Source organism: Microbacterium helvum, from assembly GCF_014779795.1.
Classification (GTDB): domain Bacteria; phylum Actinomycetota; class Actinomycetes; order Actinomycetales; family Microbacteriaceae; genus Microbacterium; species Microbacterium helvum.
Window position 1 is genome coordinate 1 of record NZ_JACXZS010000003.1, and the last position, 14,931, is coordinate 14,931.

The following is a 14,931-nucleotide window of genomic DNA, read 5'->3' on the forward strand; positions in this document are numbered from 1 at the left end:
CGCCGGGGTGACGGGCGCCGTCACCGCGGCGGCTGCGGCCGGGGCGGCGGCACCGGCGGGCGCGGCACCGGGCGCTGCGGCGGCCGCGGCGTCCGGCATCCTCCGCACCTTCACACCGAACAGGTCGGCCCTCAGCGAGTAGACCACCGAGAACACGAAAGCCCACATCAGCACGAGGAAGCCGATGCGCAGCAGCAGCAGCGTGAGCTCGCTCATGCCAGCGGTCCCCTCTCGCTCGGGTCGTAGGCGGCGCTGCCGAGGTCGAGTCGCCGCGTGGCGTCGTCGAGGGATGCCGGCGGCCGCGGCGGCGCGGCCTGCGCGACCACGCGGAACACGATGTCGGTGCGGCCGATGCGCACGGTCGAATCCGGCGGCAGGGCTGCCTCGGTGACCTTGCGGCCGTCGAGCATCGTGCCGTTCGTGGAACCCATGTCGCGCACCATGGCGCGTTCGCCGTCCCACAGGATCTCGACGTGCTTGCGGCTCGTGCCCGAATCGGCGACGGTGATGTCGGCGTCGCTGCCACGCCCGATGACGGTGCGCGACTTCGTGAGCGGGATGCGGCGACCCTCGACGTCGACGACGCCGCGCCAGGCGACGCGACCGCCTTGCGCCGTTGCCGACTCGACGCGCAGCGTGCCGGTGCCGAGCTGGTCGTCCCGGCGCAGCGCGATCGTGACCGGTCCGGCGAAGGAGTAACCCTGCGCCTTGGCGTGCTTGTGGACGAGCGTGTCGAGCTCGTTGGTGAGCGCGTCGCCCAGGGCGGACATGCGCTCGTCGTCGGCGGCCGACAGCCGCACCGTGAACGTGTTCGGCGCCAGGATGCGGTCGCGGCTGACCACGGCCGCCTTCTTGTCGAGTTCGCTGCGCAGGGCCGATGCGATCTCGACTGGCTGGATGCCGCTGCGGAAGGTCTTGGCGAACGCGCTGTTCACAGCGCGTTCGAGACCTTTCTCGAAGCTGTCAAGTAGTCCCACGGAGCTCCTCTTGAGGGGGGGTGCCGGTTGCTACATGCTAATTGCACACGCTGTGCCCGTCATGGATCGAAGAGACACAGTACGCGACGACGGTGGACGGACACGACGACGCCCGGCCCCGCGGCACGCGGGGCCGGGCGTCCGGACGTCAGCCGAGGACGATGTCGTGGGTGCCGGCCTGCAGCTCCACGTGCTGCATCGAACCGTCGCGATGCAGTCGCACCGTGGTCGGCCCGTCCGTGGTCACCCGCAGCTGCACCGTCGTGCCGTCGGCGAACCCGGCAGCCGTCAGATCGACGTCCGCCGACGCGACGTTGGCGAACTCGAGCGTGAGCTCGTCGTTCGCGGGGACCGCGGCCGTCTCTCGCCGCTCGAGGGTCCGGATCTCGGTCGGGTAGCCGTCGTACACGGCCTCGGCCGTGGTCGTCACCGGCTCGGTCGCGACCGTGTCGAGAGCCCCGGATCGGGCGGCCGCCCGACTCCAGCGCGCATCGGCGTCCCGGGGGACGAGGGCGTCCAGCCAGTACGCGCTGTCGGCCACGAGCCCGAGGTCGGGCCGATCCTCGCGCGGATCCCAGCGGAACGCGATCGTGCCCGGTGCCGTCTGCAGCCGCGCATCGCCGGCGTCCTGCGCGAACTCGCGCCACCCCAGCCAGCCGAAATCGCCGTGCGTGGCGCCCTCGTAGTAGTGCGCGCGGTGCGGCACGCCGGCCGCCTCCAGCGCTGCGACCCACGAGCGCGTGTTGCCCTCGGCGATGTCGGCGGTGCCGGCGTCGAGGAAGACCCTCATGTCGGCCAGGTTCTCGACGCGGGCGCTGTCGTCGGCGGCGTCACGGATGCCGGCGGCATTCCGGTACCCGGCGCCAGAGACGATGCCGACACCGGCGAAGACATCGGGATGATTCGTCGCCAGGCGCGTCGCGCCGACCCCGCCCATCGAGTGCCCCGCGATCGTCGTGCGCGTGCCGTCGATGGCGTACGCGTCCGCCACCCGGTTCCAGGCCTCCCACACATCCAGTTCCGCCTCGTTCACGTACCACGTGCCGTCACCACGGCCCAGCGGCGAGAGGCAGATCGATCCGCGGTCCTCGCAGACCGGACCGAACAGGTGATCCTCGTTCGCACCCCTGAAGCCGTTGTGGTTGTTCCCGCCGCCGTGCAACAGGATCGTCAGCGGCGCCGGTCGCTGCGGATGGTAGGTGGTCGGCACATAGACCAGGTACGGCTGAACCTGCCCGTACACCCGGGGTTCGGTCGTCGGCGGCTGCCCGGAGGGCTGCCGCGTGTCGGGATGCAGGCCGGGACCGAGGTCGACGGACGAGACGTACCAGCGCGTCGAGAAGCCTGTCGGCGACGGGTGCGGATCGACCGTTCCGCGTGCGAGCTCGCGCCAGTCCAGCTCGAGCGCGAACGGCGACATGTCGCCTGCGGCCAGCGCGGCGCTCTGGGCGCCGTTGTTCCAACCGGTGGCCCGCTGCGGGCCACCGGCTCTCATGCCCTCCTGCGTCGCGGTGCGGAACGCGGCGTTGTAGACGCGCATGTCGTCGCGTTCGGGTGCGGCGGCGAACCCGGTGCCCTCGGCGTCTGCGACGCCCGCGGCCAGCCGCACCGTGAAGACCCCGTTCACGCGCAAGGCCGAGCGGGGCACCTCGGCGACGAACGACTTCGCCTGTTCGTCGACGGTCACCAGGGCGCCGCGTGCAGACAGGTCGCTCCGGCTGCCGCGCGCGTCTTCGAGCCACACCCCGTCGGCCGAGACGATGAGGAACGCGTCGCTGCCCGGCGACTGCACCCCGGCGCCGCCCGGCCACGCCGACGTGCCGGTCCGCTCGTCTGCGTCGGTATCGAGCGCCCACACCGCGATCGGAAGGCCGGGATCGGCGAGGGTCGTCCAGTCCACCCGCCAGTACGAGCGGTCGCCGCGCACGCCGATGCCGGCGCGGAACACGTCCGCGCCGTTCGCGTGGGCGGCCTCGTCGGAATAGGTGAGCGTGCCGTCTCCGACGTCGTCGAACAGCCAGTCCGTCCACAGCAGGGCGCCGTGGTCGTACCGGCTCGTCCCCGAGGTGCGCGAGAAGGCCTCCGAGAAGGGCCAGGCTCCGGGCGCGGCGAGGGCGGGTTCGTCGAAGAACGCGGCGGGCGGTGCGGCGGCCGGGATCTCCGGCGGTGCGGCGGCGTTTGCGGATGCGGCGGCGTTCGCGGGTGCGGCGGTCAGTGCCGTGACCAGCAGACCCAGGCCGGCGACGGCCGCCGCAGTACGGAGCGATCCTCGACGCGCCGTCTGCCCCTCGCGCGCGATCATCGGTTGAACCGATCCGGGTGGAAGCCCAGGAACCGGGTGTCGCCGAGGTCGAGCGCCGCCGCCGCGCGGTTCATCTGCACGGCGTTCGCGCTGCCCCAGCGACCCGAGTCCAGACGGTCCAGCAGCAGCTGCGCCGCGGCGACCGTCTCGGCGGCGGTGAAGTTGCAGTGCCCTGCGGATGCGACGTACGTCTGCCGCAGCAGTGAGGCGTTGCCCGCCTGCGTCACACGCTCCTCGTACTCCTGCTGCTGCGCGACCGTCGAGATCTGGTCTCCGACGTTGTTGAGCGTCACGGTGGGAACGCTGATGCGGCCGGTGAACTGGTACGACGCGGCGAAGCGCTCGACGGCGTCGGCGTCGGCCTCGATCCGCTCGCCGGCGTTCACCGCGGCGAGGTCGTCGTCGAGCGAGAGCCCCGCGGCGTCATAGAGCGCCGACACGACACGACGCGACTCGGGTGAGGCCTTGTGCAGCTGTTCGGCGTAGTCGATCCCGGTGTTCCACGAGGGCATGCCGCCGAAGACGATCGTGCTCGTGCGGCGGCTGCTCATCGCCTGGCCGATGTAGGGCAGCGGGTCGCCGGCAAGCGCGCCGTACCACGCCGCCTGGTAGCCGTCGGCATCGTGCGGATCCGGGTCGGCGATCGCCTGAGACCAGGCGGGCAGCTGCCCGATCGCCGCGGCCAGTGCGATGCGGGCGTGACCTTCCGGCGTCTGCTGCGCCGCGGCGAGCCGGGTGAGCCACGCGCTGCGCGCGCCTTCGATGTCAGCGGGCACGTCCTCGACCGGCAGCACGCCCTCGGGGTCGAGCAGGCGCGAGAGCACGAAGACGGTGTCGAGCTTCTGATTCCACTGCGACACGGTCCCCGAGAGTCCGCCGCACGCGGCGAGCACGCCGTCGATGCGGTCGGGACGCAGCTCGCCCGTCGCGGCGGCGATCATCCCGCCCATCGAGCTGCCCATGGCGATCGCGCGGTCCGGCTCGCGCACGGCGGCGGTGAACGCGTCGAGCGCCTCGATCTGGTTGTCGACGGCCGCGTCGAGCTGCCATCCCGTGACGTTCCTCGTGGTGCCGCCGTACGCGTAGCCGCGATCTATCAGCGCCCGCTGCGCGGCGGAGGCCGAGCCGCCCGCGAAGTCCAGGTCGACGAAGACGGTGCCGTTCCAGTCGGCGGGCACCACGAACCGGTAGTTCGTCGAGTCCGACAGCCGGCCCTCGATGATCGTGTCGGCATGCTCGGCGGCGACGGCGGGACCGGCCGTCGCCACGAGTGCCACCGCTGCCGCGGCGGCGATGGCGGCACGGGTCTTGCGGTGCGAATCAGGCATCTGCAGTTCTCCCTCTTCCAACGTCGTTGTTGTGCGAGCCCGCGACCGGGCTCGGGAGGAAGCCTGCCGTTCCTGAAGCTGATTATCAACCAGATTGATAATTGCTTCTCACTCAACGGGAATACAAGGGTCACGAGACGCGGGATGGCCGCCCCTGCGGCCGAGAGAGGCGCTCGGTTCGGAGTACGCGTTCGTGCGTGATATCCTCGGGAAGTTGAGTTTCGCGGTTCCTCGGATCCGCGGCTCGCGCGAGTGGCGGAATAGGCAGACGCGCTGGCTTCAGGTGCCAGTGCCCGAAAGGGCGTGGGGGTTCAACTCCCCCCTCGCGCACAGAACGAAGGCCCCCGGATCACCGGGGGCCTTCGGCGTTCCCGGGCAGGGGCACCGCGGCTCGGGCCGTCGAGGCAGCGCGGGATGCGGCATCCCTCCCGCGCGACCGGGTGCGCCGCCTCGATGTACGGGGGTGGGCGGTCGACCTCCCGCCCCGCGGCTCGCGCTGTCGAATCCGGCATCCGCTGCCGGTCTTGTCGTGTGCACATCCCTCGCGCTGCAGATAACGGCATCCGCTGCTGAAAGTTCTGGGCGCGAATGCCGATTCCGACAGCGCGTGGATGATGGATGGATGCCGCAGGCCAGGCATGCACCGTGCCGACCGCCGGTACGCAGCGGGTAGCGTGAGAACGTGCGGGAGTTGACGGCGGCCGGTGGCGAGTTCGTCCGGGAGCGGCACCTCGGCACCCTCTCCACGATCGCCGGGCGGGGCGGCATCCATGCGGTGCCCGTCGGCTTCACGTTCCACGACGGGGTCGTCCGTGTCATCACGTCCCGTTCGTCGCAGAAGGTCCGCAACGTCATCGGCTCGCCGACCGCGACGATCAGCGCGGTGGACGGCGCGAGGTGGATCGCGTTCCAGGGGATGGCGTCCATTCACGACGATCCCGACGAGGTCGCGCGGGCCGTCGAGCTCTACACCGCGAGGTATCGCCGGCCCCGCGAGAACCCGCAGCGCGTGGCGATCCACCTCGTCCCGCGCCGGTTGATGGGAAGCGCGGGCCTCCTGACGTAGCCCCAGGGGACAGAGCCTCGATCCGCGGTCACGGCCGGCGCATCAGAGCGGACCCTCGACGCCGAGCCCCGGGCGCGTGGCCCGGGTGGATTCCGGAATCAGGCGCCGTCGAGCGACGGCGGCAGGGTGAAGACGATCTCTTCCACCTCGCGACCGAGGCCGGGGGCGAAGTCGACGTTGCGCGAGACCTCGGTGAAGCCGACCTTGCGCAGCACTGCGATCGACGCGGTGTTGTGGGCGGCCGCACGCGCGAACAGCGGGCGCACCGGCTCGTGCGCGATCAGCAGTCGCAGCGCGGCGGTGGCGACGCCGCGCCCCCACGCGTGCCGCGCGATCCAGTAGCTGACCTCACGGTCGCCGTCGACCGTGAACGCCGCAGCCGTGCCGGCGAAGCCGCCGTTCTCGGTCACGACCAGGCACAGCACGTCGTCGGCGGCGCGCTGGCGGGCGATCCAGGCGTCGAACGCCGCGCGGTCGTCGGGGTCCGATGCCGTGAACGCGGCCATCTCGACCGCCTCGCGATCGCGCATCATCTCGAAGACGGCGTCGAGGTCGTCGTCGTCGAACGGTCGCAGGTCGATGTGGTTCACGCGGAACACGCTAGCCGCGGCATCCGACGTCGCATAGGGCGGTCGAACGCCCCGCAGATCAGGGGAGCCCGTGGATGCTGCGCAGCAGCGCTTCGCCGCGATCGCCGTCGCGCGCGACGAAGGCCTCGCGGAACTGCTCGTAGGCGGCGGTGCGGCCGATCGGGCAGTCGAGGAACGGCTGCCAGCCCACCATGTCGCGGCGGATCGCGAACTCGTACTCGCGGACGAACTGCAGCAGCGCGAAGTTGCCGGCCGCGCGCGTGATCACGGCGAAGAAGGCGTGGCTGGCGTCGGCGAGGGCGACGGCGTCATCGGCGCGCGACGCGGCGATGACCTCGTCGAGTCGCTCCACGGCTTCGGCGATCTCTTCGTCGTCGGCACGCGCGGCCGCCATGCGCACCGCGAAGCCCATGTTGAAGGCGACGAGCTCGGCCGTGTCGCTCTGCCGGTTCGGGTGCGACACCCGCGTGTAGCGGTGCGGCGACACCTCGACGAGCCCGACGCGCTCCAGCCGCTGCAGCGCTTCGCGCACCGGCGTCCGCGAGACGCCGAGCCATTCGGCCAGCTCTTGATCGCGGACGCGCTCGCCGGGCGCGAGACGGCCGTCGAGGATCGCCTCGCCCAGGCGCGTGTACACCTCGCCTGATAGGACGGCACCGCGCGGGTCGAGCGGAACGAAGGGAGCAGTCATGGGTGGCACCAGTGTACGCCGGAGGATTCATCTGCATAGACCCTGATCCGCCGCGTGATTCCGCGGAAACGAACCCTCGCCTCGGCGTTGATATATCGGTACGATTGCCATGTCCACGCTACGGCGTGGCCTATCCGGGGGGATCCGTCGACGCCCGGGCTTCGAGCACCGCTCAGCCCGGGCGTACGATGGGCATACCCCAAACCCTCATCGTCGCGTGCAACGTTTGTGTCACCATCCGACGAGGGTCTCGCCGTGCGCCCGCGAGTTCACTACGTTGGATGCAATCGCCGCAATCGCGACGAGATCAACGAAGAACGGCAAGTAATGGCAACGCAGGGCACCGTCAAGTGGTTCAACTCCGAGAAGGGATTCGGCTTCATCGCTCCCGATGAAGGCGGCGCAGACGTCTTCGCGCACTACAGCGCCATCGAGGCGAGCGGCTACCGCTCGCTCGAAGAGAACCAGCGCGTCGAGTTCGAGATCGCCCAGGGCCCCAAGGGCCTGCAGGCTGAGAACATCCGCCCGCTCTGAGTCGAGCGGACAGACCGTAACCGAGGTCACTGAGCCGCGGCATCCCGAATCGAAAGACGGTGGATGCCGCGGTTCAGTCATGCCCGCGCACAGACGTTCACTCCCCGCGCTCGCCGCGCACGAGATCGAGGCCGGCGCCGGCGAACTGACGCAGCGTCGCGTCGGGCAGGAACGCGCGGGTGAGCGCGCCGCCGATGCGGGTGAGGTCGGTCTCGTCGCGGTACAGCAGGTACATGGTCTCGTAGCGCGGGTGGAACTTCTCTTTGAACCGGTGCAGCGACCGGAACCCGTAGACGGGCTCCAGCGCGTCGGCTAGGCGTTCGCTCAGCGCCGCGATCACTCCGGCGTCCGGCGGGTAGTCGTGCGCGAGCGGTGCGCCCGACAGCGACATGATCTCGGCGCCCTCCTCGGAGAAGAGCTTCGCCGACGAGCCGATCAGGTACTCCATCACCGGCGCGAACCCGCCGTCGCGACGCCGCATCAGGTCGAGGGTCCAGCCGCGCACCCTGCCGGCCTCGCCGTACACCGGCAGCCACGACAGGAAGCCGTCCACGTCGCCGTTCGGCGCGATCGCGAGCGCCAGGCGCACCTCGGGATCCTCCGCCTCCACGAGAGTGCCGAGAGTGAAGCCCATCTCGGGCAGGTCCTTGTCGCCGACCCACAGCTCCGAGATCGCGCGGAGCTGCTGCTGCACGCCCCACGGCTCGTCCTTCAGCCGCGTCATGCGGAAGGTCATGTCCTCGCGGCCCGCGCGATTGAGCGAGGTGCGCACCGAATTCCACCGCTTGCCGGTGAACTCCAGGCCTGCGAGGTCGACGATCGTGTCGTCGGCGACGACGAGGCTGTGCCACGACGACGGCAGGGCCGCCCGCGTCTCCTCGCTCGCGCTGAAGAAGCACGGGATGAGCCCGGCACGCTCGGCATCGCGGATGAACTCGTCGACGGATGCCGCACGCGAGCTCGCCGGGCCGAGAGGGTCGGCCAGAGCGAGGGCCACGCCGGCGCGACGCTGAAAGGCGACGATGCCGTCCGCGGTGCGCGCGTAGGTGTTCCCCTCCCAGGTGGTCATCCACGACAGCGTGCCGCCGCCGTGCGCACGGAGCATCTGCGTGACGTCGGCCACGGTGGGCGCCGGCTGGCGGCCGATGCGCGAGAGTCGGCGGGCGCGGAACGCGCGCCGCACCCAGATCAGGTAGACGAGCATCAGCAGCCACATCACGCCGCTGGCCAGCGACAGCTCGGTCTCGCCGTCGATCGACGCCTCGAGCCGGCGCTCGCTGGTGAGGACGATGAGCACGACGACCAGAGCGGCCGTCAGGATGTTCAGGGCGGCCAGGACGATGGCGACGACCCATGACCACCGGCGTCCGCGGCGCAGGCCGTTGGCCACCACGAGGATGACCACCGCGTCGATCGCGACATCGACGAACCCGCCCGAGGCGGGTTCGGTCGGGCCGAAGGGGCCGTCGGTCGGCACGATGAGCGTGATGATCTCGACCGCACCGAGCACCAGCACCGCGATGAACGCGATCAGGCGCTGCTCGCGGATCGTGGTGCGGCGGATGCGCAGCGAACGGTCGACGAAGAGGATGAGCAGCACGGCCATCAGGTGCTCGAGGTCGGCCAGCGCGCCCCAGAAGAGCATCGCGACGAAGACGGTGCCCAGCAGCACCAGCCAGGCGCGCACGCGCCACGGCGCCCGGAACAGTCCGATGGCCGCCGCGATGCACGCCATCGTGCCGCCCGAGGCGCCGACGTCGAGGGCTGCCGCCTCGGTGTTCGCCCACGCCCATGGCAGCATCGCGAGCAGCCACAGCAGCAGTGCCGTCGCGCAGACGGCGAACAGCTGACCTACCCAGTAGTAGGCGAGCGCCACGCGCGAGCCGCGCCGGAACTCCAGGTAGGCCATGCCGATGAAGCCGGTGACCGTGAAGGCGTACACCCACGGCTGGTTCACGAAGAAGGTGCCGGTGATCGGCGTCCACCAGCGGCCCGCCTCGAACGCCGGCAGCCCGTACGCGACCACCGGGAACGCCGGCGAGTTCTCGAACGGGCGCCACAGCCCCTGCCAGATGACGCCGATGACGAGGATCACCCCGATCATGACCATGGTCGCGGGGATCCTCGCCACGACCGCGATGACCCGGTTCGGCGCATGCGGCGCGGCGTCGCTCATGCGTTCAGGGTAGCGAGCGGGTCCTTACCGCTCCCGCTCATCTCGGTAAGGTGCAGGTGATCCGCGTCCTGGCGAACGAGGGGTGACTGGCGAGATGTCGATGGACCTCGTGATCGTGATCGTGCTGCTGGTGGCAGCGGTGGCGATGTTCGCGATCGGCCGGCCGCGCATGGACGTGGTCGCGGTGCTGATGATCGTCGCGCTGCCGCTTACCGGCATCCTCACCGTTCCCGAGACCCTGGCGGGGTTCGCCGATCCGAACGTGGTGCTCATCGCGGCGCTGTTCGTCGTCGGCGAGGGGCTCGCCCGCACCGGGGTCACGTACCGGCTGGGGGACTGGCTCGCCCGCACGGCGGGCGCGAGCCTGACGCGCCTGATCGTGATGCTCATGCTGTCGGTCGCGCTGCTCGGCGCGGTGATGAGCTCCACGGGCGTCGTGGCGATCTTCATCCCGGTGGCGGTGAGCATCGCGGCCCGCACCGGCGTATCGACGCGCATGCTCATGATGCCGCTCAGCTTCGCCGGCCTGATCAGCGGCATGCTGACCCTCATCGCGACCACCCCGAACCTGGTGATCGATGCCGAGCTGCAGCGCGCCGGCCTCGAGGGCTTCGGCTTCTTCTCGATCACCCCGTTCGGTCTGGTGATCCTCGCACTGGGCATCGGCTACATGCTCCTCGCGCGCAGGTTCCTGGGCGGTGAGGCCGCAGGTCCGGACGCCGCGCGGCGGACGTTCGGCAGCCTGATGGCCGACTATCACGTCGATGCGCGTACGCATCGCTACCGGGTGGCGGCCGGATCGCCCCTGATCGGGATGCCGCTGGCCGACGTCGAGCTGGGCGACGGGCTGCGCGCCACGGTGCTGATGATCGAGCGGTCGCGGCTGTTCCGGCGCACCGTGCATCTGACGGCCGACGACGTCGTGGTCGCCAAGGGGGACGTCCTGTTCGTGGACGTGGGGGTGTCGTCCGACGCCGCCCGGCGACTGCGGCTGGAGCGCCTCAAGATGACCGAGGGGTTCTTCGACGAGTACTCGCGCCAGGTCGGGCTCGCTGAGGTGCTGATCGCCCCGGACTCGGCGGCCATCGGCCGCAGCGTGCGCACGCTGCGGCTCGCGAGCGACCACGGCGTCGAGGCTGTCGGCGTCCGCCATCGCGGACGCACCGTCGAGGGCGACTACGCCGACGTGCGCCTCGCGGCCGGAGACACCGTGCTGGTCACGGGCTCGTGGCCGGCGATCCAGCGGCTGGGCGGCACGGCGCGCGACTACATCCTGCTCGATCTGCCGGCGGAGTCGGCCGAGGTCGCGCCGGCCGCCAACCAGGCCGTGTTCGCGATCGGCAGCGTGCTGGTCATGGTCGTGCTGATGGTGACCGGCATCGTGCCGAACGTGATCGCCGCCCTGATCGCCTGTCTGCTGATGGGCGTCTTCCGCTGCGTCGACATGGGCAGCGCGTACCGTGCGATCCACTGGCCGACGCTGCTGCTGATCGTGGGCATGCTGCCGTTCGCGCTCGCACTCGAGCGCACCGGCGGCGTCGACCTGGTCGTGGACGGGCTGCTGGCATTGCTGGGCGGCGCCGGTCCGACCGTGCTGCTGGGCGGGATCTTCGTGCTGACCGCCGTCATCGGGCTCTTCGTCTCGAACACGGCGACCGCGGTGCTGATGGCGCCGATCGCGATCTCGACCGCCGCCCACCTCGGCGTCTCGCCGCTGCCGTTCGCGATGATGGTGGCGCTCGCCGCCTCGTCGGCGTTCATGACGCCGGTCTCGTCGCCGGTGAACACGCTCGTCGTCGAGCCCGGGCGCTACCGGTTCGCGGACTTCGTCAGGATCGGAACGCCGTTCACCCTCCTCACGCTCGTCGTCAGCGTGCTGCTGGTCCCGCTGCTGCTTCCGCTCTGACGGCGGACGGCGCGGGATCCCCGCGCGACGGGGTGCACGGGTCCCTACGCTGAGGTGGGCATCGAGCCCGGCTCATGAAGGAGCGTGGACGCATGGCCGATCCGGGAACACCCACCGTGTCGGACGACGAGGCGGACGACGGCGAGCCGGCCGCTGAGGATCGGAGTGTCGCGCCGACGGCATCCACTTCGTGGTGGCGGCGTCCGGCCGTCGTGATCGCGGGCGTCGCCGTCGGCGCGGCGATCATCGGAGGACTCGCCGGCTTCGGGGTCTCGTCGGTGGTCGCGGCCCCCGGCGGATCCTGCGATGCCGTACGGGTCGCGTCCGCGGGCCTCCCGTCGATCGTGACCATCCACGCGTCCAGTGCGCGAGGCAGCGGCAGCGGCAGCGGCGCCGTGCTCACCGCGGACGGCCTCATCGTCACCAACGACCACGTGCTGACGCCGGCGCTGCCCAGCGGAGCGGTCCGGGTGACGCTGATGGACGGCGAGATTCTTCGCGCAGAGATCGTCGGGCGCGACCCGCAGACCGACCTCGCCGTCCTGCGCGTCGAGCGGGACGGCGCCCTTCAGCCGCTCGCGTTCGCACCGTCCGACGAGCTCGACATCGGCCAGCCGGTCGTCGCCCTCGGCGCTCCGCTGGGCCTCAGCAACACCGTCACCGCGGGGATCGTCAGCGCTCTCGGCCGATCGGTCACCCTTCCGACCAGCGAGGGGACGACGGTGATCACGGGGATGGTGCAGACGGACGCGGCCATCAACCCGGGCAACTCCGGCGGAGCGCTCGTGGACTGCGACGGCCGCCTCGTCGGCATCAACACCGCGATCTCGACCGTCCCGAACTCCGAGGGCGTCGGCGGCGTCGGAAGCGTGGGCATCGGGTTCGCCGTGCCCGCCGACACCGTGCGCGCCATCACGGACGAGCTCATCGACAACGGGCGCGTCGACCATCCCTCGTTCGGCATGACGACCGCGACGCTGTCTGCGGCCGCCGCGGCGCAGTTCGGTGTCCCACCCGGCGTGGTGGTCACAGGCACCGTTCCCGGCGGCTCCGCCGACGTCGCGGGGCTGCAGGCCGGCGATCTCATCACCCGACTCGACGGCCACGCGTCGCCGACCGAGGTGACCGTCGCGAGGGTGGCGGTCACCGCCGCTGCCGGCGACGAGGTGGAGGTCGAGTTCGTCCGCGACGGGCGGCAGCAGCGGACGACCGTGACCCTGCAGCCCAACCCGGCGCCCTGATCCGCGCCCTGACCCCTCAGCTGCCGGAGCCCGCGAGCCGCGCGTAGTCGGACAGCGCCTTGGCGTCCTCGGCGTCGCGCAGGGCGCGGCGCGCGGCATCGATCGCGGCCACCGGGTCGGTCGTCTGGCGGGCCTGGGCGAGCTCGTGCTGCGCCGACTGCAGCCTCGACCGAGCGTCGGCGCCGGCCCGCGAATGGGTGAGGGATGCCTCGGCCTGCGCGATCGCGCCGCGTGCGGCCGCGATGGTGCCCGGCAGCGCGGTCCGGGCTCCGCGCAGGCGCTGCTGCGCCGTCCGGGCGTCGCCGAGCGCGAGATCCAGCCGGCCGCGCAGGCGTGCGATGGCGTCGACGGTCCGCGTGGGCCGGCGTGCGGCATCCCCTTCGATCCGGTTCAGCTCCGCATCCACGGCGCGCAGCTCGGCACCGAGCCGCTCCGCATCGGCGGGGTCGAGGTGGTCGCGCGTGTGCGAGGCCGAGGCGAGCGCCGCACGCGCCGCCGCGATCTCGGCAGGCACTGCCTGCGCGGCCTGCAGCACGAGCCGGTGGGTCTCTTCGAGGTGACGGGCGTCGGCCTCGGCCTTGCGCAGCGACCGCTCGGCGGCGGCGAGATCGGGCAGCGCGCTCAGCGACGGGTCGCCGGCGCGCGCGGCAGCCTCGTCGAGCAGCCGGGTCGCCTCGGCCACCTCGGCGAGGGCGGCGCGTGCGGACTGAGAGGCATCGCGCCACTCGTCCTCCGCGAACCGCGACGACAGCTCGGCGACGAGCGCGGCCGGGTCTCCCATGGACGCCCGCAGATCGCTGAGGCGTCGGCGGGCAGCCTCGATCTGGCCGGCCGCCGACACATTGGCGCGCACCCACGCGCCGTGCTCGGCGCGTGCGGCCGCGACGACGCCGAGCGCCTCGCCGGTGCGGCGCTCGATGCGGGCGGCGACGTGCCGGATCTCGGCGGGCGCGACACCGGGCGCGCTGATCGCGCGGTACTCGTCGAAGGCGTCGTCGCGCACGTGCTGCGCGGTCATCCGCGCCCTCCGCAGCGACGCCGGGGCGTCGCCGCCGTACAGCGCCCCCGACAGACCGACCTCGAGTTCGAGCTCGCCGACCTCGTCGTCGAGCCTCACGAGAGCACTGCCTGCGCGGGTGCGCGCCCGCTCGGCCGCCGCCCGGGCCCGGGGCGACCGTCGTGCGCGGCGCACCGCCCACACGAGCACGGCGATCGCGATCGCCGTGACGCCGAACACGACCCCGGCCGGCGCCAGCCAGCCGAAGAGCGTGGCGGCGGGATCAGTCATCGGCACCGTCGGGCGTCACCGCGGGTTCGCCGAACAGCAGCAGGGCGCGCAGCTGATCCACGTCGTCGACGACGGCCTGCGCGCCCTCGGCCTCATGCGGCCAGCTGAAGCCCCACCGTACGAAGATCACCGGCACGCCGTGCTCGACCGCGCCCTCGACATCGTGATGGCGGTCGCCGACGAGCACCGGGCGGCTCGTGTCGACGCCGGCGGCCTGCAGGCGGCGCAGCGCCTCGGCGATCACATCCGACTTGCTGCTCAGGGTCTTCTCGTCGGGCGAGGCGCCGACGATCGCGGTGAACGAGGTCGTCAGGTCGAAGTGCTCCATGAGCGCGACCACCTGCACTTCGGGCTTGGAGCTGGCGGTCGCCTGCGGGATGCCGGCGGCCGCGGCATCCCGGATCAGGTCCCCGACGCCGGGGAAGAGCTTCGCGCCGGTCGCGTAGCCGTCGATCTTGTTGAGCCCGCGGTAGAAGCGGACCGCCTCGGCGGCCTCTTCCGGGGTCATGCCGACGTTGACCTGGAACGACTCGAACATCGGCGGCCCGATCCAGTGCACGAGCTCGGCGCGCGTCGGAGGGCGCTTGCCGAAGTGATCCAGCGCGATGGTGAGGCGGCGCAGGATCCCGTCGGACGCGTCCACGATCGTCCCGTCGACGTCCCACAGGATGCATGTCCACGGAGATCGGCTCGGCATGCCCTCCAGCCTAAGCCGAGCCCGACCGTCGCTCCGAGACGGACCGGTGCACCCGCGGCCCGAGGTCGTCTCGCGCCCGGCGCCTCGGGCGCACGCTCGCGCGAACGGCTGCAGATTCCTGTTGAGGCGCACCAG

At 71.6% G+C, this 14,931-nt stretch carries 12 protein-coding genes, 1 tRNA gene and 1 pseudogene; 5 read left to right on the plus strand and 9 right to left on the minus strand.

From position 1 onward, the window contains the following. From IF188_RS05345 to IF188_RS05360, 4 genes and pseudogenes are all read right to left on the minus strand, one after another. Positions 1–216 (minus strand): annotated as a pseudogene (locus tag IF188_RS05345) (FHA domain-containing protein FhaB/FipA); the annotation flags it as partial. Further along, the gene (locus IF188_RS05350) at positions 213–977 is read right to left on the minus strand and encodes an FhaA domain-containing protein (protein ID WP_191170768.1); all 765 of its coding nucleotides are present in this window, start codon (positions 975–977) and stop codon (positions 213–215) included. The pseudogene IF188_RS05345 and the gene IF188_RS05350, both read right to left, overlap by 4 nt. Before the next feature lie 148 nt (positions 978–1,125). Continuing rightward, positions 1,126–3,279 (minus strand): alpha/beta hydrolase-fold protein, encoded by a 2,154-nt coding sequence (locus IF188_RS05355; protein ID WP_191170769.1) that lies wholly within the window; start codon positions 3,277–3,279, stop codon positions 1,126–1,128. Beyond that, positions 3,276–4,607 (minus strand): alpha/beta fold hydrolase, encoded by a 1,332-nt coding sequence (locus tag IF188_RS05360; RefSeq protein ID WP_191170770.1) that lies wholly within the window; start codon positions 4,605–4,607, stop codon positions 3,276–3,278. The genes IF188_RS05355 and IF188_RS05360 overlap by 4 nt, the downstream gene beginning before the upstream one ends. 246 nt (positions 4,608–4,853) lie before the next feature. Here IF188_RS05360 and IF188_RS05365 point away from each other — a divergent pair. Both IF188_RS05365 and IF188_RS05370 read left to right on the plus strand, forming a co-directional pair. Beyond that, positions 4,854–4,937 (plus strand) — tRNA-Leu (locus IF188_RS05365). Between the two features lie 352 nt (positions 4,938–5,289). Then, complete coding sequence (locus IF188_RS05370) at positions 5,290–5,673, plus strand: pyridoxamine 5'-phosphate oxidase family protein (protein WP_191170771.1); 384 nt, start codon at positions 5,290–5,292, stop codon at positions 5,671–5,673. 98 nt (positions 5,674–5,771) lie between these two features. Here IF188_RS05370 and IF188_RS05375 read toward each other — a convergent pair whose 3' ends face one another. Next, complete coding sequence (locus IF188_RS05375) at positions 5,772–6,263, minus strand: GNAT family N-acetyltransferase (RefSeq protein ID WP_191170772.1); 492 nt, start codon at positions 6,261–6,263, stop codon at positions 5,772–5,774. Between the two features lie 58 nt (positions 6,264–6,321). Next, positions 6,322–6,954, minus strand: coding sequence for a GntR family transcriptional regulator (locus IF188_RS05380; protein WP_191170773.1), 633 nt, complete (start codon positions 6,952–6,954; stop codon positions 6,322–6,324). A 327-nt stretch (positions 6,955–7,281) separates the two neighbouring features. Between IF188_RS05380 and IF188_RS05385 the strand changes: the two genes are divergently transcribed. Next, positions 7,282–7,488, plus strand: coding sequence for a cold-shock protein (locus tag IF188_RS05385; protein ID WP_191170774.1), 207 nt, complete (start codon positions 7,282–7,284; stop codon positions 7,486–7,488). 97 nt (positions 7,489–7,585) lie between these two features. Here IF188_RS05385 and IF188_RS05390 read toward each other — a convergent pair whose 3' ends face one another. Further along, positions 7,586–9,664 carry a DUF2156 domain-containing protein gene (locus tag IF188_RS05390; RefSeq protein WP_191170775.1) on the minus strand — a complete coding sequence of 693 codons (2,079 nt, stop codon included), beginning with the start codon at positions 9,662–9,664 and terminating at the stop codon, positions 7,586–7,588. Positions 9,665–9,746: 82 nt separating this feature from the next. Between IF188_RS05390 and IF188_RS05395 the strand changes: the two genes are divergently transcribed. Then, a complete protein-coding gene (locus IF188_RS05395; RefSeq protein WP_318152793.1) occupies positions 9,747–11,570 on the plus strand; it encodes an SLC13 family permease in 1,824 nt (607 codons plus the stop codon). A gap of 92 nt (positions 11,571–11,662) precedes the next feature. Further along, positions 11,663–12,811: a S1C family serine protease gene (locus IF188_RS05400; RefSeq protein WP_191170776.1), complete on the plus strand. Its 1,149-nt coding sequence runs from the start codon at positions 11,663–11,665 to the stop codon at positions 12,809–12,811. A gap of 16 nt (positions 12,812–12,827) precedes the next feature. Here the strand turns inward: IF188_RS05400 and IF188_RS05405 are convergent, their stop codons facing one another. Then, positions 12,828–14,099: a hypothetical protein gene (locus tag IF188_RS05405; RefSeq protein WP_191170777.1), complete on the minus strand. Its 1,272-nt coding sequence runs from the start codon at positions 14,097–14,099 to the stop codon at positions 12,828–12,830. Continuing rightward, on the minus strand, positions 14,092–14,796 hold the full coding sequence (locus IF188_RS05410; protein WP_191170778.1) for an HAD hydrolase-like protein: 705 nt from the start codon (positions 14,794–14,796) through the stop codon (positions 14,092–14,094). Before IF188_RS05410 ends, IF188_RS05405 begins: the two co-directional genes overlap by 8 nt. Between the last annotated feature and the right edge of the window lie 135 nt (positions 14,797–14,931).

Excerpts from the sequence above, each read along its gene's own strand:
- IF188_RS05405 (WP_191170777.1), bottom strand. The coding sequence starts at position 14,099 with ATGACTGATCCCGCCGCCACGCTCTTCGGCTGGCTGGCGCCGGCCGGG.
- IF188_RS05360 (WP_191170770.1), bottom strand. The coding sequence starts at position 4,607 with ATGCCTGATTCGCACCGCAAGACCCGTGCCGCCATCGCCGCCGCGGCA.
- IF188_RS05390 (WP_191170775.1), bottom strand. The coding sequence starts at position 9,664 with ATGAGCGACGCCGCGCCGCATGCGCCGAACCGGGTCATCGCGGTCGTG.
- IF188_RS05385 (WP_191170774.1), top strand. The coding sequence starts at position 7,282 with ATGGCAACGCAGGGCACCGTCAAGTGGTTCAACTCCGAGAAGGGATTC.
- IF188_RS05380 (WP_191170773.1), bottom strand. The coding sequence starts at position 6,954 with ATGACTGCTCCCTTCGTTCCGCTCGACCCGCGCGGTGCCGTCCTATCA.
- IF188_RS05355 (WP_191170769.1), bottom strand. The coding sequence starts at position 3,279 with ATGATCGCGCGCGAGGGGCAGACGGCGCGTCGAGGATCGCTCCGTACT.
- IF188_RS05410 (WP_191170778.1), bottom strand. The coding sequence starts at position 14,796 with ATGCCGAGCCGATCTCCGTGGACATGCATCCTGTGGGACGTCGACGGG.
- IF188_RS05400 (WP_191170776.1), top strand. The coding sequence starts at position 11,663 with ATGGCCGATCCGGGAACACCCACCGTGTCGGACGACGAGGCGGACGAC.